This window comes from Sphingomonas sp. DMC8 (genome assembly GCF_056314185.1).
The window spans coordinates 1-22,363 of the sequence record NZ_JBQUYV010000003.1 but is presented as its reverse complement, the minus strand read 5'-3'; the positions used below and the strand labels follow the sequence as shown (position 1 = coordinate 22,363).

14 protein-coding genes are annotated in these 22,363 nt (G+C 66.1%); 6 read left to right on the top strand and 8 right to left on the bottom strand.

The genetic code is table 11. The annotated features are described in order from the left end of the window. Positions 1–7 precede the first annotated feature (7 nt). Entirely contained in the window at positions 8–514 is a 507-nt protein-coding gene (locus ACT53K_RS07725) for a GNAT family N-acetyltransferase (protein WP_476228022.1), read from the bottom strand. A 661-nt stretch (positions 515–1,175) separates the two neighbouring features. On the opposite strand from ACT53K_RS07725, the gene ACT53K_RS07720 reads away from it, so the two are divergent. Then, entirely contained in the window at positions 1,176–2,852 is a 1,677-nt protein-coding gene (locus ACT53K_RS07720) for a methyl-accepting chemotaxis protein (RefSeq protein WP_476228021.1), read from the top strand. Then, the gene (locus tag ACT53K_RS07715) at positions 2,849–3,325 is read left to right on the top strand and encodes a chemotaxis protein CheW (protein WP_476228020.1); all 477 of its coding nucleotides are present in this window, start codon (positions 2,849–2,851) and stop codon (positions 3,323–3,325) included. Before ACT53K_RS07720 ends, ACT53K_RS07715 begins: the two co-directional genes overlap by 4 nt. A gap of 74 nt (positions 3,326–3,399) precedes the next feature. Here ACT53K_RS07715 and ACT53K_RS07710 read toward each other — a convergent pair whose 3' ends face one another. The 4 genes from ACT53K_RS07710 to ACT53K_RS07695 all read right to left on the bottom strand — a co-directional run bounded on the left by ACT53K_RS07710 (position 3,400) and on the right by ACT53K_RS07695 (position 11,885). Continuing rightward, positions 3,400–7,170, bottom strand: coding sequence for a family 43 glycosylhydrolase (locus ACT53K_RS07710; protein WP_476228019.1), 3,771 nt, complete (start codon positions 7,168–7,170; stop codon positions 3,400–3,402). 208 nt (positions 7,171–7,378) lie between these two features. Further along, a complete protein-coding gene (locus ACT53K_RS07705) occupies positions 7,379–8,746 on the bottom strand; it encodes an efflux transporter outer membrane subunit (protein ID WP_476228018.1) in 1,368 nt (455 codons plus the stop codon). Next, complete coding sequence (locus ACT53K_RS07700) at positions 8,746–10,695, bottom strand: MacB family efflux pump subunit (protein WP_476228017.1); 1,950 nt, start codon at positions 10,693–10,695, stop codon at positions 8,746–8,748. The genes ACT53K_RS07705 and ACT53K_RS07700 overlap by 1 nt, the downstream gene beginning before the upstream one ends. Beyond that, positions 10,695–11,885 carry an efflux RND transporter periplasmic adaptor subunit gene (locus ACT53K_RS07695; protein WP_476228016.1) on the bottom strand — a complete coding sequence of 397 codons (1,191 nt, stop codon included), beginning with the start codon at positions 11,883–11,885 and terminating at the stop codon, positions 10,695–10,697. Before ACT53K_RS07695 ends, ACT53K_RS07700 begins: the two co-directional genes overlap by 1 nt. Before the next feature lie 130 nt (positions 11,886–12,015). Here ACT53K_RS07695 and ACT53K_RS07690 point away from each other — a divergent pair, with 130 nt between their 5' ends. The 3 genes from ACT53K_RS07690 to ACT53K_RS07680 are packed head-to-tail and all read left to right on the top strand — an operon-like array spanning position 12,016 to position 15,870. Next, positions 12,016–12,696 (top strand): response regulator transcription factor, encoded by a 681-nt coding sequence (locus ACT53K_RS07690; protein ID WP_476228015.1) that lies wholly within the window; start codon positions 12,016–12,018, stop codon positions 12,694–12,696. Further along, complete coding sequence (locus ACT53K_RS07685; RefSeq protein WP_476228014.1) at positions 12,693–14,072, top strand: HAMP domain-containing sensor histidine kinase; 1,380 nt, start codon at positions 12,693–12,695, stop codon at positions 14,070–14,072. The genes ACT53K_RS07690 and ACT53K_RS07685 overlap by 4 nt, the downstream gene beginning before the upstream one ends. Positions 14,073–14,079: 7 nt before the next feature. Next, positions 14,080–15,870: an ABC transporter ATP-binding protein gene (locus ACT53K_RS07680; RefSeq protein ID WP_476228013.1), complete on the top strand. Its 1,791-nt coding sequence runs from the start codon at positions 14,080–14,082 to the stop codon at positions 15,868–15,870. Positions 15,871–15,927: 57 nt separating this feature from the next. On the opposite strand, the gene ACT53K_RS07675 is transcribed toward ACT53K_RS07680, so the two are convergent. Genes ACT53K_RS07675 through ACT53K_RS07665 form a run of 3 tightly spaced genes read right to left on the bottom strand, consistent with a single transcriptional unit; the run spans position 15,928 to position 21,822 of the window. After that, positions 15,928–17,364: an efflux transporter outer membrane subunit gene (locus ACT53K_RS07675; RefSeq protein ID WP_476228012.1), complete on the bottom strand. Its 1,437-nt coding sequence runs from the start codon at positions 17,362–17,364 to the stop codon at positions 15,928–15,930. Then, positions 17,361–20,510: an efflux RND transporter permease subunit gene (locus tag ACT53K_RS07670; RefSeq protein ID WP_476228011.1), complete on the bottom strand. Its 3,150-nt coding sequence runs from the start codon at positions 20,508–20,510 to the stop codon at positions 17,361–17,363. The genes ACT53K_RS07675 and ACT53K_RS07670 overlap by 4 nt, the downstream gene beginning before the upstream one ends. Before the next feature lie 52 nt (positions 20,511–20,562). Next, positions 20,563–21,822 (bottom strand): efflux RND transporter periplasmic adaptor subunit, encoded by a 1,260-nt coding sequence (locus ACT53K_RS07665; RefSeq protein ID WP_476228010.1) that lies wholly within the window; start codon positions 21,820–21,822, stop codon positions 20,563–20,565. A 16-nt stretch (positions 21,823–21,838) separates the two neighbouring features. Between ACT53K_RS07665 and ACT53K_RS07660 the strand changes: the two genes are divergently transcribed. After that, positions 21,839–22,036 carry a hypothetical protein gene (locus tag ACT53K_RS07660; protein WP_476228009.1) on the top strand — a complete coding sequence of 66 codons (198 nt, stop codon included), beginning with the start codon at positions 21,839–21,841 and terminating at the stop codon, positions 22,034–22,036. Positions 22,037–22,363 lie beyond the last annotated feature (327 nt).

Here is a 22,363-nt window from a genome sequence, read left to right as displayed (position 1 = left end):
TTAGGCGCTAGACGAGCGGCTTGGCCAGCACTTGCATGAACAGCGGTGGATCGAGCGCGATCGGAAAGTCGCGCCGCTCGCCGGTGCGGGCATAGCCACGCCGTTCGTAATAGGCGATCAGTTTGAGGCGCTTCTCGATCACCGTCATCTCAATGCGGGTGCATCCAAAGGCGGTGCGGGCATGGTCTTCCGCCGCAGCAATCAACTGGCGCCCGAACCCGCCCGCCTGGCGCAGCGGTTCGATGCAAAGCAGCCCCAGATAGGCGAGCCGGTTGCCACGATCGGCGACATTGACGCAGCCGATGATTGTGGTTCCCTCCAGTCCAACCAGCAGCACCTGCGCCGGGTCGGCGATGATCGCTTCCAGCGTGGCGCGATCGGTGCGTTGGCCGGAAAGCAGATCGGCCTCGTGCGTCCAGCCGAGCCGTGCGGTCTCCCCCCGATACGCGCGCTCGATCACCGGATGGAGTGCGGCGAGATCGGCCAGGGCAGCAGGGCGAATGGAAAAGGGCATGATGGACCGGGAAACTGTCGGGCGTCTTTACGACCATTCCGCGGCCAGGGCCAGCCCGCGCCACTATGGGCGAACCTTTGGTGGGGCGTGGTGGTGGGCGGGCGCCGGCCTTCCTGCATAGAAGCCGATCGACGAGGCTGCGGATCAAGCAAGAAGCGCGATCGATGCAAGCCCAGGTGTGCCGCATTCGTTTCGAAGGTGAAAAGAAGAGTCTTCGAAATTTTGCGCTTGTGTCGTGGTTGTGGTTTGCGGTGTGTTCTGCGTGCTAAATAAAACAGCCATTTTGGCTGGTTTTTTACTAAGGGTATGTCCGGCTACGCAAATACCCGTATTTTTCATCATTAATGTCGTGGCTTGTCACATATATCCTAAAATAGGTAGTGTATTAACTACATGAAGTTCACCTGCGGCACCTTTATGGGGTTGGCGCGGGTGCTGTTGGGGCAATCACCCTATGTACTCACCGCCACATTAGTTTCGCTACCGAATTGACGTGAAATGAATGTCTCGGGTGTCGTGGAAGCGTGACTGGCTTCCGCGAGCGATCGGCCTTTGCTTTTCGGATCGGGGCGTTCCCGACGACTCTGTCCTCTCGATTTCTAATCCACTCCCTCCCCGGGGACGGCAAGTCGTTTCCTGGACCATCTGAAGCGAGACTGTCATGCGACTTACCATCAAGCTAAAGCTGGCCGCGGCCTTCGGCACGCTGCTCGTTATACTAAGCGGCGTCATTGCATTCGGGGTGGCCCGGCTCGGCTCCCTCAATGACGATTTCAACCGCGTGATCGACGGTCCCGCCGCTCAGCTGGACCGCGCGCGAGCGGTCGATAGTGCGATCAGCATGGTCCTCCGGGCCGAAAAGAATCTTGTCCTTGCCGAAGACTCCGAAGCGCGTCAGCAGTTTCTGACCATGCATTCGACGTGGAAAGACAAAATCGATGCGTTGCTGGATGCTGGTGTTGCGCACGCTACCGAGCGCGGTCGCCCGAACTGGCGCAAGCTGGCGGGGCAGTGGACCGACTTCCGTACGGTCACCGACCGGGTCGTGGCGATGAGCGATCACGACAAGGCGGGCGCGGCGGCACTTACCATGGGCGAGAGTCGCATGAAGGGCACGGCGATGTCGGGGACGGCCGAAGAGCTTACCAAGATCAACGAAGCGTTGCTCAAGGAGGCCCAGGCGCAGTCCGCTGCCAATTATATGAGTGCGCGCAATACCCTTTTCTCGATCGGCGGCATCGCGCTCGCCATGACGCTGGCAGCTGCGGTCTGGCTCGCCTGGACGATCAACAAGGGGCTCGCCGCTGCCGGCCATGCCATGCGACAAGTGGCCGAGGGCGATCTGACGGCCAATGTCGCGGTGCACGGCAATGACGAGATCGCCGAGCTGCTGGGCCACGCCAACCGAATGATCGAGCGCCTGCGCGGCGTGGTGGGCGACGCGACCACCGCCTCCCAGAACGTGGCCTCGGGCAGCCAGGAACTCTCGGCGAGCTCCGAGCAGGTATCGCAGGGCGCGACGCAACAGGCCGCTGCCGCCGAAGAGGCTTCGGCATCCATGGAGCAGATGGCGGCCAACATCCGGCAGAATGCCGACAACGCCGCACAGACCGAAAAGATTGCTCGTCAGTCTTCCAAGGACGCCGAAGCGAGCGGTCTTGCTGTAGCGCGGGCAGTAGAAGCGATGCGCACGATCGCCGAGAAGATCAATATCGTGCAGGAGATCGCCCGCCAGACCGATCTGCTCGCGCTGAACGCGGCAGTCGAGGCGGCACGCGCCGGCGAATATGGTCGCGGCTTTGCAGTCGTCGCATCCGAGGTGCGCAAGCTCGCCGAACGCAGCCAGACGGCAGCGGCCGAGATCGGTGCCGTTTCTTCGGATACCGTCCGTGCGGCTGCCGAGGCGGGGGACATGCTCACCAAGCTGGTGCCGGACATCCGCCGCACGGCAGAACTGGTTTCGGAGATCAGCTCCGCATGTCGCGAACAGGACATCGGCGCGTCGCAGATCAACGAGGCACTCCAGCAACTTGACCAGGTCATCCAGCAGAATGCCGGCGCATCGGAAGCCATGTCGACGACTTCCGAACAACTCGCCGCGCAAGCCGAGGAGCTGCAATCGAGCATTGCCTTCTTCCGCGTCTCGGAAATGGCGGCGAGCCGCAAGCCGGCGGCCGTCGCGGGACCGGCGCGCAAGCCCGCGTCGCGTACCTCGGGGCGTTCCAAGCCCAAACGCGGTCCGAGCGCCGATCGCTTTGCACAATCGAACGGCTTTGCCCTGGATCTCCATACCGGCGGCAGCGATGTGGAAGACCGCAATTTCGGACAAGCGGCATGAGCGCCGATACCCGCATGCAGGTGGTGACCTTCGGGCTTGGCGCTGAGGTTTTCGCCGTGCCGGTCGATCAGGTTCGCGAGATTCTCGATTATCGCGAACAGTTCAAGATCCCGAAGGGGCCGGAGTATCTGATCGGCCTGACGGATCTGCGGGGCGACGGGGTCACGACTGTCGATTTCCGCCGCCGACTGGGGCTTTCGCCCGTCGAGCCGGGGCCCGGCACGCGGATACTGGTAGTAGAAGTGCCGCTAACCGACCGGGTGCTGACACTGGGCCTGGTGGTTGATCGGGTACTGGACGTCTGGAGCTTCGACAGTGCCGACATCGGCGGCGCGCCCGACATCGGCATCGCCTGGTCGTCCGACTATATTCAGGGCGTAGTCCGCTGCGGGCAAGGGTTCGTCGTCCTGGTGGACCTTGCGCACATCTTCGCGGAAGATGCGGTGGTCGCTCTTAGCGAGGCATGTGCCTGACGAATGGGATAGGGTGAACCCGGGGGGCGTGCGCGTCCCCCTTTTTTAGTTATGCGTCCTTCGCCGCGTGCCGATCACCGGTCCCGACGGCGGCTGCTAGTGCCTTGAATAGAGACCTTTACCCGGACATTCCGGTTCGCGGGCGCAACTTCCTCGTCGCGGGTCATATCCAGTATCGGCCGGCCGTCTGCCGCCCAATGGACTCGTCGAATGCGGGCGTCCCGGCCGTTGCCACCCACGCCGTCACCCCAGCTGTGATAGACGTAGAGAAGGTTCCCGTCGTCGTCGCTGGTGAAGGCGCCGTGGCCGGGGCCTTGCTCATAGCGCAGATAGTCGGTGACTTCCGCGGGCATCGGCACGCTGTGCTGGAGCGGTCGCCCCCATTTGTGCCAGCTCGCAATCGACAGGAGATCGGAGTCGAGCGCGGCCTGGGCCCCGCCGACGATGTAGCTCGGGCTCACGCCGGAGCTGGAATAGAGCAGGGTAGCGGTCTGACCGCGCACCACGACGAACCCGCCTTCGGCCAGGCCTTCTTCGAAGGAGCGTTCGGGTGCGATGATGGGCACGGGCGCAGAGGTCAGGCGCGTCGGGCGGGATGGATCGACCTTGGCGATCCAGGTGAGTGGATCGCCGAGCGGGCCGTCCGTTTCCTTTGTCGGCAGATAGCGCTGGGACCAGATATAATAAGCCTGACCAGCGGCTTCGAAATAGGACATGTCCAGGCTGATGTTCTGTGCCCGGTCCGCACGCCCGAGCGGCGCGCCGTCGGCCTGGAGAATGGCTGCCGGCGCAGACCAGTCGGCCGGGTTGGCAGGATCGCCACCCAGGCGCAGTTGCATGATGTGCGCTTGGACCGTCGTCCACGAACCGCCCTGGTTCGCGCGCGGATCATCGGGATTGAAGCAGGGCGCGAACAGGATCGACAGACGACCGCCAATCTCGTGCAGTTCCGGCGCCCAGTAACAGCCGGCAATCACCCGGCCATCGGCGGTACGGTCCGCGCGCGTGCGACGGTTGAGCAGGTCAACCTCGCGTTTGCGCCCTCCATTTGCGTCGGCCAGCCCGGCAATCGTGTCGGCCACCCGGATCGGCAGGTGCACCGATCCGACATTGTCGTTGTTGCTGTCATCAGTCGCAACGAATAGATAGCGGACATGGCCGCCCTGTTCGTAGCGGTAGATCATCGGATCGGCGCGATTATAGGCCATGATCTGCGGATAGATCGGCTGGCGGACGATCCCGCGAACCCAGAGGCTTCCGCCGCGTGCACTGGCAAGCCGCCGGAGGTCGGCGGGGTTCCAGTCCACGGCGCGTGTGGCGCGCGAGCCATCCGAATAGGCCAGTTGTACCTTTGCCCGGGAAAGCGAAGCGATGTCGCCCGGTGCGATCTTCTGTGGCGCAATCCAGACGCGGGTGTTCACCACCCGGCTGAGGCTGGTGATCAGCCTCGCGGCCATTCGGGTATCGACGGGGACCGTGGTGGCATCCGGCGCGCCGAGCGAACCGGGGGCATCGGAGGCACCGGCATCGGTCGCGATGGTGGCGATGTCGCCGGCGTGCGGCGTCCCGACATTGCGGGCAGAGGCGATCTCTCGCTGGCCGGCCGGATTGGGGGACAGCGGGGCAGGCTTCGCCACCTTGCGCGCGAGATCGTCGACGCTGTTCCACCATGGCTTGCCCGTGCGATCCTTCCACCAGACGATGTAGCGGTGGGCGGCGGAGTCCCACACGGCGCAAGGGCGCACTACACCCTGCGTCGTCGCCAGATCGACGATGCCGAGTTCGTCAAACTCACCGGGCTTTGCGGGGTCAGCCTTGAACACCAGCGCGCCGGATGTCGCGGACGCATCGGGCTCGCCTGCCAGCGTCACGCGCGTCGCGATGGCGCCCAGGCTGCCATCTGCAAAATAGAAGAGGCAGGGATCGGCCAGCCCGCGCCGCCCGACGCGATCGACGTCGACATAGTCGCCCGTGGCAAAGGCGACGCCGGCATTGCCGTTCAGCGCGCGGGGCGATTGGCCCGGGCCACCCAGCGCGAGATGCAGGCTGCGCGCGACCGCGGGCGGGTTCGCGTCGTGCGGCCCGGTGGGCGTCCGCGCATAGCCGAATACACGGCCGGCATCCTTGCCGAGCAGCCGGACCGTGAAGCGCTTCTCGACAATGGCCTCGCCAACGCCCCCGATCCTCCCGGTAAGCGCAATCACCAGATCCCGGTTGCCATCGTTGAACAAGCGGCCGCCGAGCAGCCTTCCGCCACCTTCGACCGTCCAATGCACCTGCGCGCCCGCCGGTGCGGGCAATATAGTGCCCGAGGCCAGCACGGGCGGCACGACCCAGCTGTCGCCCGGCGTCGTAACGGCGGCAGCTGCGCTCGGGGGCGTGGGTCCGCGGGCGGGGATAGGGGAAGCGCCCCATCGTGCGACTAGCGCGTCGCGTTCGGCGGCGGTGATCGAAAGCACCGATCCGTGGCGGGGCGATGCAGGAAGGCGAAAGTCCGCCGGATAGGTCCAGTGGATGGGCGCCGCCAAGGAATTGGTCGCGAGCGGGATGTAGCCCGTGCGCTCGAAATTATCGACCCATAGGAAGTAGCGGAAGCCGGTCACGTCTCCGGGATTGGCGGCGAAGCCGCTCGGCCCCTCTACTTCGGGTGTGCCGGCCTTGCGCCCGATGCAGCGATCCAGCACCTGCCACGCACCCGAACCCACCGTCGCGCGCAAGCTGGTCGAGCGGTCGAGCATGATGTCGGGCGAGGGGCATCCCTCGGCCTGCGTTACCTTGGTGAAGCGGTAATAATAAGGGCCATCCCGCATTACGGTCGTATCGATCATGCCCTTGGACCGGACGAGTTCAGGACGGTCGGACGTCCGGAACCAGGGCTGGGGCGGCGTGAAGCTGCGAAAGTCGCGGGTGATCGATGTAAGGATCTGTGGGCCTTCACCGTCCTGGTGGCGGTGCGCCGGATCCGTGTAGCGCGTGGACGTCCAGTAGACGAGATAGGCGTCGATCGTCGGATCGTACATTGCCTCGGGCGCCCAGGTCATACCGGCATCCGGGGTGTTGACCTTCACATGTCGCTGCGCGCTCCAATGGACCAGATCGGTCGATTCCCAGATTTCGAGGTGGAGGCTGCCATGCTCGGTACTGCCTTGCCAGCCAGTGCGGGCGGTCGACAGATCGGTGGCGAGTAGAAAGAAGCGGTCCCCTTCCGCCGAACGCAGGATGAAAGGATCGCGAAGCCCCCGCGTGCCGAACGACGACTCCAGGACCGGCTGCGCTGCGTTGAGATTCTTCCAATGCAGGGCATCGTTTCCGTCCGAGATAGCGAAACGCAGCTTCTCCCCCTCGATCGAATCGCCGGTGAAATAGACGAAGAGATAGGCTTCCCGTGGCGGCTGGATACGCGCGGGCCGCGGCAGAATGGTGGTTTCGATCGGAACGGTGACGGGTGCCGCACCGGATACGGTGATGGTCGCGGTGAGCCGTACCGCCGCCGGCTTCGCGCCTCGGACGATTGCGCCGCTGCGAATTCTGTTTCCACTTATGACCCGGTCGCGGTCGGAGAGTATCGACGGGTTCGAGGATCGCCATCGAATGCGTGCCGCCGCCGCATCTGACCGCTCCGCAAGCGAGGGGATTTCGGCGCCGTTAGCGGGCAGCGTCACGCTGCCGCGAAGCGGGGCGTGCAGGACCGCATCGTTTTCGAGCGCGCGCGCCACGGCTTGCGCGAGCGCCGCTGGGGAGTGCGAGGCGCCGGGCGCAGGCGCCGATTTCTGGGCCTGGGACGGGGCGGCTGTACACAGTGCCGCCAAAGTCAGCGCCGCTGCGTGGAGCCGCAGCGACGCCATGCCATGACGCAACCATATAAGCGGGAGCCTGCCGGCTCGGGTCATCCGTATTCCTATCCAGTCTGCGTGCACCGCGGCGGAGTGGCCGTAGCGGTAGACAGCCAGAGTGCCGCGAGGTTTCGGATCGGACAAGGAATTTGTATGAGTATTTGTTGGTGGAGACGTCAGAACTACCCTTGTCCGCCGAACCGGAAAGGTGCGCAAAGGCTCAACGCCCGAAACCGCCGCCCAGCGCCTGATATAGCGTGACTTGGTTCTGGAGCTGCGCAAGCTGGTTCGATGATAGGGCCAGGTCTGCGGCGCGACGGCGTTCCTGCGCATCGAGCCAGGCACGAAGCGCCACCGCCCCGGCGCGGTAGCGGACTTCGTACAGGCGCTCTGCATCGGCGGCAGCGTCACGGGCGCGGCGCAGGGCCACGCCCTGGGTCGCCAGCTCGCTGCGGGCGGAGAGCGTCGTCTCCACCTCCGCCAACGCGGTGTACAGCGACTTGCGGAACTGGATCACCGCTTCCTCGTAGCGGGTGCGGGCGATCTGTGTTTCGAAGCGCATGCCACGCAGGTTCAGGAACGGCAGCGTGAGACCCGCTCCGAGCGTTGCAACGGGGTTGGCCAGCAGATTGAGCAGGCCGCTGCTCGACGTCCCGAGGCCGCCGGTCAGGGTCAGTGCAGGGTAAAAGCTGGCCTTGGTTGCATCGGCGCTCGCTAGAACGCTCCGCAGCCGCAGCTCGGCGGCGCGCAGATCGGGGCGGCGCCCTAGCAGATCGGCGGGCAAGCCGGCCGCAACCACCGGCAGCGGGGCCATCTTCAACGCCTGCGGCTCTGCGCCGGGTGCGGGCGCGCCGTCGAGCAGCACCATCAGCGCCTCGCGCGCGCGGACGCGGGCCTGTCGGATTTCGGTCAGTGCGGCTTCTTGCGCGGTGACACTTTGCTCGACCTCTCGGCGCTCGAGCGCCGAGACCGCGCCGGCCCCGAATTGCGCTTCCACCAGCGTCTGTGTTTGGCGCGCATAGGCCAGGCTTTGCTCACCCAGCGCGATCCGCTCGTTCGCCAGCGCGATCTGCCAGTAGAGCGACGCCGTTGTGCCGACCAGCGTCAGGAACACGCCGTCGCGATCCTCGGCGGTCGCTTCCGCCTCCAGTCGCGCCGCGTCCCGGCGTGCGCCAAGGCGACCGAACAGATCGGCCTCCCAGGCGAGCCCAACCGATCCCGCGGCGCTTTCGCTTGATTGGCGTGCGTTGCCGGACAGCGGGCGGGACAGGCCACTGCTGAGCGACCCGTTCGGAATCGGCGCCAGCGCATTCCCGGCGAGCCGCGCTTCGAGCTGGGCGCGACGCACCCGAACTGCTGCCGCGGCAAGGTCCGGATTGCGCGCCACCGCAAGGTCCACCAGCGCATCCAGCGCCGGGTCGCCGAAGCTCCGCCACCACGTGTCGGTGCGCGGGCTTTGCTGCGCGGCGCCGGACTGGTGGAGGAACGCGCCAGGCAAGGGCGCGGCCGGGCGCACATAGGGGGTGCGGGTAGCGCAGCCGGCCAGCAGCGCGCCGGTGACGATCAGGGTAAGGACAGGTTTCATCATCAATCTCGTGCCAGTGCCTCGACCGGATCGAGCCGGGCGGCGTTACGGGCGGGAAGGAAGCCGAACAGGATGCCGATCGCCGTAGAGCAGGCGAAGGCGAGCAGGATCGACGACAGCGAGAAGACCATCGTAAAGCCGCTGCCGCTGAGGCTGACGAGAAGGCCGAGCAACAGGGCAAGCAGCACGCCCACCGCGCCGCCGATCAGGCATACCAGCACCGCTTCTATCAGGAACTGCTGCAGGATATCGCTCTGCCGTGCGCCGACGGCCATGCGCACGCCGATTTCCCGCGTGCGTTCGGTCACCGAGACGAGCATGATGTTCATCACGCCAATCCCCCCGACAACCAGTGCGATGACCGCGATCGACGAAATCAGCAGGGCCATCGTCTGGCTGGTCTGGGTGATCGCCTTGCGGATCTGATCGGAGTTGAAGATGAAGAAGTCCTTGGTGCCGTGCCGCCGGGTGAGCAGTGCCGTCACCGCCTGCTGGGCGGCGTTGCTCGTCACCCGGTCGGCGACACGCACGGTGATGCTCTCCAGCTTGGTCCGCCCGGTCATGCGCGCCGCGGCTGTGCGGTAAGGGATGTAGACATTCGCGCTCGATCCGCCGCCGCCGGCCTGCGACGGGCGCAGCACGCCGATCACCCGCACCGGCACTTGGCCGAGCAGCACCGTCGCGCCGATCGGGTTCGCACCGTGCGGGAACAGGCTGGTGCGTGCCTTGGTGTCGATCACCGCCACCTGCGCGGCGTGCGCCACGTCCGCCTGCTTGAACAGCGCGCCCTGGGCCACCTTCAATCCCCGGACCCGGAAATAGCCTGCCCCGACTCCGTTGATTTGGGCGGTGGCGGCGATGTTATCGCGCCGCGCGGTGACGCTGGTGGAGATGTTGGGCGACACGCTGTCGACATAGCTCTGGTTGCCCAGAACGCGCGCGTCGCTCTCGCTCAGCGTCTGGATCGAAGCGGCGCGCAGGTCGCCGAAATCCTTGCCGGGGAAGATGTCGATCGTATTGGTGCCGAGATCGCTGATCTGCGCCATCACCTTCGATTGCGCGCCGTTGCCCAGCGCCACGACCGACACGACCGACGCGATGCCGATGATGATGCCGAGCATGGTCAGGAAGGTCCGTACCCGATGCGCGGCCATGGCCAGCAGCGCCATGCGGAAGGCTTCGCTGAACCGGTCGGCAGCCGCCCGCCACCGCCCTGCCGAGGATTGCGCCGCCGGGGCAAGGGCTTGCCGCGGGGCAGGTTCGCGATTGCAGCGGTCGGCGACGATCATGCCGTCACTGATTTCGATGACGCGGTCGGCATGGGCCGCGACGGCCATGTCGTGGGTCACGAGGATGATCGTGTGCCCCTCCGCATTCAGCTCTTTCAGGATGCGCATCACCTCTTCGCCGCTCGCCTTGTCGAGAGCGCCGGTGGGTTCGTCGGCGAGGATGATCGCGCCGCCGTTCATCAGAGCTCGGGCGATGGAAACGCGCTGCTGCTGTCCGCCGGAAAGCTGGCTGGGCAGGTGGCGGGTGCGATCGCCCAGACCGAGGCGGGCCAGCAGGGCCGTCGCCCGCGCGCGCCGCGCGCCGGATTCGTGCCCGGCATATACCGATGGCACCTCGACATTTCCCACGGCCGACAGGTCCGAGAGCAGATGATAGCGCTGGAAGATGAAGCCGAAATGCTCCCGGCGCAGCGCAGCAAGCTCGTCGGGTGCCAGCGTGCCGGTATCGCGGCCCTGCACGCGATAGGCTCCGGCGGTGGGGCGATCGAGGCAACCCAGGATGTTCATCAGGGTCGACTTGCCCGACCCGGACGCGCCGACGATCGCCACCAGTTCTCCGGCATGGATCGTCAGGTCTACGTCCTTGAGGACGGCTATGGTGCCTTCCCCCGCCGGGAATTCGCGGCGCAGCCCCTTGGTTTCGATGATCGGCGGCGTGGCCATCAGAACCCGATCCCCATGCCGCCATCGGTCGTGGGCTCGGCGCTTTCCTGCGCGATGACCACCTTTTCCCCGGGCTTGAGGCCGGAAAGCACGACGGCATTGCTGTCGTCGGCGATGCCGGTGCGGACCTGCCGCGTCTCGATCCCGCCCTTGGCGTTGACGACGCGCACCTGATAGCGGCCATCGGCGCCGCGCTCGCCAAGTGCTGCCAGCGGAACCAGCACCGCGTGACGGGCGCTCGCGAGGAGGACGGACACCTGCGCGGTCATCGACGGGCGCAGCCGGCCTTCGGGATTGGGCACGTCAAACAGGGCATTGTAATAGATTGCCGTGGTGCCGGCCGAAGCGCCGCTTGCGCTTGTCGCGCTGGCCGTGCCTTCGGTCGCGATCGATTCCGGCGCGGGTTCGATCCGGTCGATCCGGGCCTGGTAGCGGCGGTCGGGCGCGCCCAGCGTCGTAAAGCGCACCGTCTGGCCGACCCGAACCTTTTGCACATCGGCTTCCGAGATTTCGGCGCGCACGGTCATCACGTCGAGTCGGGCGAGCATGACTATGGTCGGCGCCGACTGGAACGAGTTCACTGTCTGGCCCTGCTTCGTGACGATAGAGACAATGGTGCCGTCCATAGGCGCCACGATGCGGGTAAAGCCCAGGTTCAACCGCGCCGTCTCTACCTGGGTACGCGCTTGGACGATCTGGGCGTCGAGCGAGCGAAGTTCGCCACGCAGTGTGGTCAGGGAAGCTTGGGCAGCCTCATAGTCGGCGCGCGCTGTAGCCTGGGCAGCCAGCATGGTCTTTTGACGAAGATAGGCGAGCTCTGCCTGCACCAGCGCACCCTGCCGCGACGCCTTTTGTGCGATCAGCGCTCCGACCGCGGCCTCAGCGTTGCGCAGTGCCAGCCGTTGCGGGGCCGCGTCGATATCCGCGATCGGATCCCCGGCGCGGACGCGCTGCCCGAGCTGCACGTACAACTTCTTGACCTGACCCGAGACCTGGGCGCCGACGCTCACCAGTTCCTTTGGTCGAAGCTTGCCCGTCGCCAGCACATTCTGTTCGATGTCGCCCAAGGCAACCTCGGCCGTCGCAAGCCCGTCTGTGGGCGACGGGCGCATGGCGAACCACCAGGCAAGCGTGGCAAGGACAAAAGCGGCGGGAAGGCCAACGAAAAGAAGGATGCGGCGTTTTGACATGCCGGCGCTTATGCCAAGCACCGGCGTCCCCTTGGGTAAGACCATCGCAAGCGAAGCGAAAAGATTGCGTAAAGAAGGGCTGACATCGCGCGCCCGACACCCCAGCATCCTGCGCAACAGAGGACGAGATGTGACCAACCTGCTGCTGATCGACGACGATGCCGAGCTGAGCGCCATGCTGCGCGAGTATCTGGCCGAAGAGGGCTTCGTGCTCACCGTTGCCGGCAGCGGCGAAGAGGGCGTGCAGCAGGCATTGACCGGCCGGTTCGAGGCCGTGATCCTGGACATCATGCTGCCGCGGATGAACGGCATCGAAGTGCTGCGCCGCATCCGCGAGACGAGCACGCTGCCGGTCGTGATGCTCACGGCGCGGGGCGACGATGTCGATCGGGTGATCGGCCTGGAACTTGGTGCCGACGATTATGTCGCCAAGCCCTATTATCCGCGGGAACTGCTTGCGCGGCTGCGCGCGGTCCTGCGGCGGACCAGCGGCACCGGCCCAGCCGGCCCCTTGGCGACGGGGTTGCTGACGCTCGATCCCGCCCGGCGCGATGCCCGCTGGGACGGTCGCCTGATCGAATTGACCGCCACCGAATTCAGCCTGCTGGAAGCGCTGATGCGGGCGGGCGACATCGTCTCCACCAAGGATGATCTCTCGCTTGCAGCCCTGCGACGCCAGCGGCTGCGATATGACCGCAGCATCGACGTGCATGTCAGCAACCTGCGCCAGAAGCTGCGCCAGGCAAGCGCGGACGCAGCGGAGATCGAGACCATTCGCGGTGTCGGCTATCGCCTGCGGGTAGCGCCGTGAAGCGGCGCCTGTTCTGGAAGATCTGGCTGGGTTTCTGGGCGGCCTATCTGGTGCTGGCCACCGGCCTCTGGTCCTATTGGTCGCTCCAGCCTGCCCCGTCGCGACCGGACTGGGACCCGGCCTATGCCACCGGCACGGTGCTGGTCGAGACGGCGGCGACGGCGCTGGAGCGTGGCGGCCCGCAGGGGCTGGCGCAGCAGATCGTGAACTGGCCGGCAGTGCAGCGCACCCGCCTGACGCTGGCGCCACTGGCGCAGGACGCCTGTGCGCGGCCGGCGGCCCCCCGGGCGATCGCGCGCCGGGCGGGCGGCCATTGCCTGCGCTATGCCACGCCGCCGTTGTCCCATGCCGGCGAGGACTGGGTCTCCACCGTCATCCCGCCCGACGAGCTGATCGCCATCGCGCTCGCCGGCCTTGCGTTCAGCGCCATGCTGGCCGCCTATCTTTCTTCGCCGATCCACCGCCTCCAGCTGGGATTCGGCCGGCTGGCGCAGGGCGACCTGAGCGTGCGGCTCGGGCCTACCATGGGGCGCCGCAAGGACGAGGTCGCCGATCTCGCGCGCGATTTCGACGCCATGGCGGAACGGCTTCAGGAACTGGTCGCCGCCCGCGACCGGCTGCTCCACGACGTTTCGCACGAGCTACGATCGCCGCTCGCGCGAATGCGGCTCGCGGCCGACCTGCTACGCCGCGACCCGGCCCGGCTCGAAGCCTCGCTCGACCGGATCGATCGCGAGGCGGAGAATCTCGACGTGCTGGTCGGCGAATTGCTGACGCTGGCGCGGCTGGAGAGCGATGCCGGTTCGAGCGAGGAATATTTCGATCTGCACGAGGTGCTGCAGCTCGTCGCCGACAATGCGCGGTTCGAGGCCGAGGCGCAGGGGGTGATCCTGGCCGTCGACCTGCCGGCGGACAGTGGCGAGGACGACTGGTTGATCCTGGGCAGCGGCCAGCTGGTTCATCGTGCCTTTGAGAACATCCTGCGCAACGCCCTTCGCTTCTCGCCCTCAGGCGCGGTCGTGAGCCTATTGCTGGCGCGGAACGGCATGTCGCACTGCATCGTCACCATCGACGATGAAGGGCCGGGCATCGCCGAGGGCGAGGCGACCCGGCTCCTCGAGCCATTTGTGCAAGGAGCGAACCAGAGCGGTGCGGGCTTTGGTCTCGGGCTCGGAATCGCCCGCCGCGCCATCGCGGCCAGCGGCGGATCGGTCGCGTTGGCGAACCGGCGAACGGGCGGTCTCAGCGTCAGCGTCGTATTGCCGCTGGCGTGCGGCAGCTGGATCAGACGAGTACCGAAGAGCGCTAGCGCGACGACGTGGACCGCCACACGTGGCGGCGGCGCATTCTTGCTAGTTGGAAGAGTGGAAGAGTGAAAGCGTGATGTCAGACGACCAACCCCAGACCGATTGGGAGGAAGAGGAAGGCGAGGGCGTTCAAGTCTCGCTGCGGCGCGTGCTTGCACTCTTCGGCCCCTATCGCGGCCGGATTGCCCTCGTCGGGCTGTTGATCATTCTGGGTGCAGCGGTGGGCCTCACCACGCCGTTCCTGCTGCGCGCGATCATCGACCAGGCGCTGCCGCGGGTCGACATGCGCCTGTTGACTCTGCTGGTGGTGGCGCTGATCGGCGCCGGTGCGCTGGCGTCCGCGATCAACGCCGCCCATGCCATCCTGTCGGCGCGGATCGGCCAGTCGATCCTGCACGACCTGCGCGTCCGCGTATACGGGCACCTCCAGTCGCTTTCGCTCGGCTTCTTCACCAAGACGCGGACCGGCGAGATCCAGTCGCGCATTGCCAACGACATTGGCGGGCTGCAATCGCTCGTCACCAACACCGCGCACGAGCTGGCCCGCAATGTCAGCCTCGTTCTGATGACGGCGATCGCGATGCTGCTGCTCGACTGGCGGCTTGCGCTCTTTTCGATGATCATCATTCCGGCGGTCGTGTATCTCAGCGACCGCGTTGGAGAAAAGCGCGAGGCCTATACCGATCGCCAGCAGGCGCGTATGGCTGACCTGTCGTCGGCCGTGCAGGAAACGCTGTCGATTTCCGGCATCATCCTTGCCAGGACCATGGGGCGCAACGCGCATCTCGTCCGCCGTTTCGCGCGCACCTCGGCCGATGTAAGCGCGCTGGAAGTGCGCTCCAGCACTGCGGGCGAATGGCAGTGGCAGCTGATCCATCTGCTGCTCGATGCGCTGCCGGCGCTGACGCTGTTTCTCGGCGGCTGGCTGATCAGCCGGGACGTGTCGATCTCCATCGGCACGCTGGTGGCGATGATCGCGCTGCAGGAGCAACTGCTCTGGCCGCTGCAGGAGCTGCTGCGCACCGGGCTGGAGATACGGACGACCCGCGCCCTGTTCGCCCGCGTGTTCGACTATCTCGATCGACCGGTGGAAATCGTGGAGCGCCCCGATGCCGTCACCGTGGCGCCCGCCGACATGCGCGGTGCCGTCAGCATCGACAAAGTGAGCTTCGCTTATGAAAAGGGCGGCGAACCGACGTTACGCAACGTCTCGATCGACATTCCCGCAGGCGCGCATGTCGCCATCGTCGGGTCGACCGGTTCGGGCAAGACGACGCTCGGCTATCTGCTGGCGCGGCTGTACGATGTCGATGAAGGCGCGATACGCTTCGACGGTATCGATATCCGCGACCTGACCTTTGCGTCGCTCACCGACATGCTCGGCGTGGTTACGCAGGAACCCTATCTGCTTCATGCGAGCATCGCCGATAATCTGCGCTTCGCGCGGCCCGATGCCACCGATGCGGAGCTGGCGGCTGCCGCCCGTGCGGCGCAGATTGCCGATTATATCGAGGCACTGCCGGAAGGATACGACACCATTGTCGGTGAGCGCGGCTATCGATTCTCCGGCGGCGAGAAGCAGCGCCTGGCACTTGCCCGCACCATCTTGCGCGATCCGCCGATCCTGCTGCTCGACGAGGCGACCAGCGCCCTCGACACACGCACCGAGCAGGCGATGAGCGAGGCTCTGGCGGATCTCTCCAAGAACCGGACGACAATCACCATCGCGCATCGGCTGTCGACTGTGCGTTCGGCGGACCTGATCGTCGTGATGCAACAGGGTGCTGTGGTGGAATCGGGCACCCATGACGCGCTGATTGCCAGGGGCGGCGCGTATGCGGCCCTGCTGGAACCTGATCGCGCCTGAGGCCGCACGCCGGGGCTGGGAAGGGAGGCGAGATGGCGGCTCGCCCCCGCGGCACCGCTATTTGGTATTGACCGAATAGCCGCCGCCAAGCGCCTGAAACAGGGCAACGGTATCGGCGAGGCGCATGGACCGGGCGGCGATCAGCTCGGTTTGCGCTTCGGTGCTGGCGGTAGCGGCGTTCATCACTTCCAGCGTACCGGACGCACCGAGGCGCACCTGCTGGGATATTAGCGCCAGCGTATTTTCTGCCGCTTCGTGGGCGGTGAGTGCGGCGCGGACCGCCTCACCATCCTCGCGCACCGCAAGAAGGGCATCGGACACGTCGGCTAGCGCAGCGAGGACGACCCCACGATACTGCGCCTTGGTTGCGTCGAACGCGGCCTGGGCATCCTCCTGCTGGCGCCGTAGCGCTCCGCCGCGGAAGATTGGCTGGGTCAGTCCGCCGATGATCGTCCAGAAGGGATTGCCGCCGGCAAACATCCGGTCAAACGCGATCGCGCGTCCGCCGACATTGCCGCTGAGCGTGATGGCGGGCAGTCTCGCAGCGATGGCAACACCGACATCGGCGCTGGCCGCGTGAAGCTGGGCCTGTGCGGCCAGAACATCGGGGCGCTGCCGGACGATCTCGGCTGGCAAGGTGAGCGGCAGGTCCTGCGGCAGGTGCAGAGCGTTGATCGCGATCGTCGGTAAGGGAACAGCACCGGGCTCCCTGCCGAGCAGAATGTCGATCGTCGCCCGCTCGTGCGCTTCGGCCTTGCGCAGGGGCGGCAACGCGCTTTCCGCGCGGGCCAGCGCGGTCCGCTGGGCCTCGATCTCCGCGGTACCCACCTCGCCAAGCGCCTGGCGGCGGCGGAACAGGTCGAGCAGCTGCCGACGCAGGCCGATCGAGCGGCCGAGCGCCTCGATGCGGTTCTGGATGGATGCCAGACGGATGACCGCCAGCGCAGTGTTGGTTGCTACCGTCAGGCGCGCAGCCGCCAGCCGGTGCGCCTGGACCTCCGCCGTCGCCCGCGCGGATTCGCCACGCCGCTTGAGCCCGCCAAACAGATCGAGCGGATAGTTGACTGAAAGTTGCGTCGTGCTGAGCGAGTAGAGGTAGCGCTTGTCGTCAGCGAGGACGCCGGACAGCGCGCGCGAGGTGTGGGTCTTTTCGCCCTGGAGGCTGAGATCGATCGCGGGCAGGCGCGCACCCTCGGCGACGGCGGCCTGGGCTCGCGCTTGCCGGAGCCTTGCCTCAGCGGTCGCGACATCCGGGTTGGCGCGCAGCGCTTCCTCGACCAAGCCGTCGAGTGCGGGGTTGCCGAACAAGGTCCACCAGCGTTGCGGTACCGCGGTCCCCACCACGAAGCGCTGCCCGTCCGCGGGAGTTCCCTCTGTCTTGGCAAGTGGATAGCCTTGGCTGGCCGGCGGGGAGGGTACACGGAAATCGGTGCCGGCGGTGGCGCAAGCGGCGAGGGGGAGGGCGAGCAGCGAGAGAAACGACAAGCGCATCATGGCAGGACGACTTCCGACGGGGAGTACGGGCCCGCGCGGCGGCCGCGCGGGGAGACGAGGTCGATTAGAACCGGCAGGACGAGCAGGATCAGGATGGGTGCGAGCATCATCCCGCCGACCACGACCAGCGCGAGCGGCTTCTGCACCTGACTGCCGATTCCGCTCGACATGGCGGCCGGTAGCAGCCCGATCGCGGCGACGATGCAGGTCATCATCACCGGCCGCAGGCTGGTCTCGCAGGCCTCTGCGAGGGCAGCGGCGCGTTCCATCCCCTCGTCCACGGCCTGGTTGAACGCCGTCAGCACGATGATCCCGTCCATCGCCGAAATCCCGAGCAGCGCGACGAAGCCGATCGCGGCCGAGATGCTGAACGGCGTGCCGGTCAGGGTCAGTGTCAGCACGCCGCCGATCAGCGCCATGGGCATGACGGAGGCCGCCAGCAGCATGTCGATCGCCGAGCCGAAATTGACGAACAGCAGCAGCAGGATGAGCGCGAGGCTGACCGGAACGACGACTTTTAGCCGGGCGACGGCGCTGTCGAGATTGCCCATCTCGCCGGCCCATTCGATATGGTAGCCCGGCGGCAGCGCCACTTCGGCGGCGACGCGGCGCTGGGCCTCCGCCACCGTGCTGCCCAGGTCGCGGCCGCGCACCGCGAACTTGACCGGAATGTACCGCTCCTGGTGCTGGCGATAGATGAACGAGGCGCCGGAGGTCAGGCGGACGTCGGCGATTTCGGACAACGGCACCTGGCGCAAGCCGCCGCCCGGCGCTGGCGCGCCGATGGTGATCCGGCGGATGGTTTCCAGGCAGTCGCGCTGCTCGGGCTTGAGGCGCACGACGATCGGGAAATTTCGGTCCGTGGTGCGTTCGTAGAGGCGGCCGGCTTCCTGCCCGCCGATTGCGGCACGAACGACGTCGTTCACGTCGTCGGTATCCAGACCATAGCGGGCTGCGCGATCGCGATCGACCTCGACCTTGACGGTGGGCTGGCCGAGTAGCGGGAACGCGCCCAGATCCGCGATGCCGTCCACCTTCGCCAGCACGTCGCGTACGCGGTTGCCCAGCCGCTGGAGCGTTTCCAGATCGGGCCCGAACAGCTTGACCGCGTTCGCGCCCTTTACGCCGGAGGCGGACTCGCTGACATTGTCCTCGATATATTGGGAGAAGGAGAACTCGACGCCGGGGAAGCGGTCGTTCAGCGCCTTAGTCATCCGCTTGGTCAGTTCCTCCTTGCTGATATGCTGTGGCCAGTCGGCGGCCGGCTTGAGCGGCGCGAAATATTCTACGTTGGAGAAGCCCGAGGGATCGGTGCCGTCATCGGGGCGGCCCTGATGCGACACGACCGTCTCCACCGCCCCAAAGGCCTGGATGGTACGTCGGATGTCGTTCACCACATGCTGTCCTTCCTCGATCGAGATCGAGGAGGGCAGGCTTGCGCGGATCCACATATTGCCTTCTTCGAGATGCGGCAGGAACTCGACCCCTAGCGATCGCACGCCCAGTCCGGCCGCGACGAAGAGCAGCGCGGCCATGCCGAGCGTGAGCACCCGGTTGGCGAGCGCGAAGCCGACCGCCGGTCGATAGAGGCGGCGCAGCAGCTGCACCACGCGGGTCTCAACCTCAGAGAGATGCTCCGGCAGCAGGATGGCCGAGAGTACGGGCGAGACCGTGAAGGTCGCGATCAGGCCGCCGATGATGGCATAGGCATAGGTCTTGGCCATCGGCCCGAAGATGTGGCCTTCGACCCCCGACAGGGTGAACAGCGGGATGAAGCTGGCGATGATGATCGCGGCGGCGAAAAAGATGCCGCGATTTACTTCGCCTGCCGCAGCCTGGATTGTGCCCAGTCGAGCGCTTGGCATGGCTCTGGCCTGGGCTTTCCCGGCGAGGTGCGAGCGCTCGGCCAGCCGGCGATAGATGTTCTCGACCATGATGACGGTCGCGTCGACGATTAGCCCGAAATCGAGCGCCCCGACCGACAGCAAATTGGCACTTTCGCCGTTCGCAATCAGGATCAATACCGCAAAGGACAAGGCGAAGGGGATCGTCATCGCCACGATCACGGCAGATCTGAGATTGCCGAGGAACAGCCACTGGATCACGAAGATCAGCAGCATGCCCTCAACCATATTGTGCACCACGGTTCGCGTCGTCAGCGCGATCAGGCCGGCGCGATCATAGATGCGCTCCAGCGTCACGCCCGGCGGCAGGGCGCCAGACGCATTGATCTCGTCGACCTTCGCCTTCACCGCAGCAATCGTCGGGGTGGATTGCGCCCCACGGTGCATCAGTACGATGCCCTGGACGATGTCGTCGTCGCCGTCCTGGCCCGAAATGCCTGTGCGCGCGACATGGCCGACCTGTATGTTGGCTACGTCGCGTACCATCACTGGTGCGCCATTCCGGGTTCCGACCAGCACGGCGCCGATCTGTTCGGGAGAGTGGATCAGGCCGATGCCGCGTACGATAGCAGACTGGGGACCGAAATTGATCGTCTGTGCGCCGACATTGGCATTGCTTTTGCCCAATGCGGCAAGCACCTGCTGTACTGTCATGCCGTGGGCGACCAGCCGATTGTTGTCGATGACAACCTCGTAATTGCGGGTCTTGCCGCCCCAGCTGATCACGTCGATGACGCCGGGGACAGACTTCATCCGCCGTTCGACAACCCAATCCTGCAGGGTCTTCAGGTCCATCGTCGAATAGCCGGGCGGCCCCTTGACCCGGTACCGGAAGACATCGCCGATCGGCGAGGTGGGGGAGATGGCTGGCTTGGCACCATAGGGCAGCGCCGCCATCTGCGACAGGCGGTTGATGATCCGCTGCTGCGCTTCGTCATAGCTGAAGTCGTAGCTGAACTGGACCCGGATGTCCGACAGGCCGAACAGCGTCGATGCGCGAACGGCCGTAACGTGCGGTATGCCTGCGAGCTGTACCTCGATCGGAATCGTGATGTTCCGCTCGATTTCTTCCGCCGATAGACCCGGGGCCTGCGTGACGATCTCGACCATCGGCGGGACCGGGTCGGGATAGGCTTCGATGTTCAGCTTGCTGAATGCGACCCCGCCGGCGCCGAGCAGCGCGATCAGCAGGATGACGATAAGGGTGCGCTGATGCAACGCGAAGGCGACAATGCGGTTCATGGAGCTTTCGCTGAAAGGAGGCCGGCGGGAGGGATCGGGGGCTGGCGAGCGCTCAGCCTTGGGTCCCCGCTTCGTTCACGAACAGGGCGCCGCCGGTCACGATGCGCTCGCCCGGGCGTAGCCCGCTGGTGATGTGGACTTTGCCGTTTGCGCGTTCGCCGGTCGTGACGACGCGGGGGACCAGCGCCCCGTCGGGGCGTGCGATCCACACCCGCGACTCTTCACCTTCGCGGATTAGCGCGCTGGCCGGAATCACCAAGGCGGAAGCGGCGGTGCGGGCGCCCCCAGGGGCGCCTGGTTGAATGGAGAAGCTGGCGAACATGTCCGGTTTCAGCGCGCCGTCGGGGTTCGCGATCGTTGCGCGCACCGGCAGCCGGTGCGATTCCGGGTCCAGGCCGGCGCCAACCTGCTCGACGCGGGCAGTGAACCGCCGGCCCGGCCAGGCAGGAGTCGTTACCGTCACCGCATCGCCGACGCTGACCTGCGCGGCATCGCTCTCCGCAATCTGCGCGATCAGCCACACGGTGGAAGGGTCGGTGATGACGAACGCGGCCGCTCCCTTGCCGTCGATGAACTGGCCCGCAGCCACATCCCGGCGCGCGATCACGCCGGCGATGGGAGCACGGACGACCGCCTGGGTGGCGGAGGCGGCACGGCCTGCTGTCAGTGTCTGCATCGTCGGCGTCGCCATGCCATAGACCGCCAGCTTGCCGCGCGCTGCGGAGACGCTCGCCTGTGCAGTCTGCACGGCACCCTGGGCGGCGGCGACGGCGCTCAACGCTTGCTGGTAATCCTTCAGCGCGCCGCCTGCGGTTCGGTAAAGCGCCTCATAGCGGTCGGCGTTTTGTTGGGCGAGCCGCAACTGGGCTGTGGCGGCGCGATACTGCGCACTTGCCGAGACCAGCGCATCGCGCGCCTCGACATATTCCACCGACTCGATCAGCATCAGCGGCTGCCCCTTGGCCACTCGCTGGCCTGGTTCAACGAGTAGCCGCGTGACCAGCCCGCTAAAGGGGGGCGATACCGGCGTGCTGCGATTGCCGTCCACGGCGATCGTGCCGGTCGCTTCGATGGCCGACCCGGAAAGCGCAGAGCGGCCCACCGTTTCGAAAGTGAGTGACTTCCTTTGTTGGGGTGTCGGGTAAAATCCTGCGCGCCGGGCGGTCGCTGGAGCGGCAACCTTGGCGGCGCGCAGACTGGATATTGCAGAGGCGCCTGTGCCGGTGGCCAGCAGCCCCGCGGCGACGGCAAGCACCACAATCTGGGTGCGGGGAGACAGGCTTCGGGTGATGCCGGACTGAATTTTCTGCATGAGATGAATTCTGACCATGAACGAAGGGGTTGTGCCCGACCACGGTGCCAGCTCCGACTTCCCTGAGCTTGCCGATGGGGGCGTGGGTAAGGGTGGAAGGGGCGCGATCACCGTGACGGAGCCGGTTGCCAGCGCCAGCTTTCACACGCGCGAGCGCGTATCGGCGATCGTGGCGCGGGGGGGGGGCTTTGACATCGAGGGTGATCCGGATTGAAGTTCTGCGTGGACCGAATGTCCACCGAACCATCGACGTAGCCAGGCTGAGCGCACCTCAAGCTAAAATGTCGTGGTCCGCTGATGAAATAGCGACGGCGCCAGAGTCAGCGTTTCGGTCGGCCGGATTTCCACTGCCAGGCGGGCGGTGAGAGACTGTTTGGGATCCGGCGGGCAGCAATGTGCCTTCGACTGCGTCGATCCAGCCACCCGTCGAGGACAAACTCGCCTTCAGCCTGCGCACCGGCGGCGAGCATCTTCGTGCTACCTTCCGACGGCGTGCAGTCTCGCGGGCGGGGAACAGGAAAGTCGATCAAAGCATCTCCAA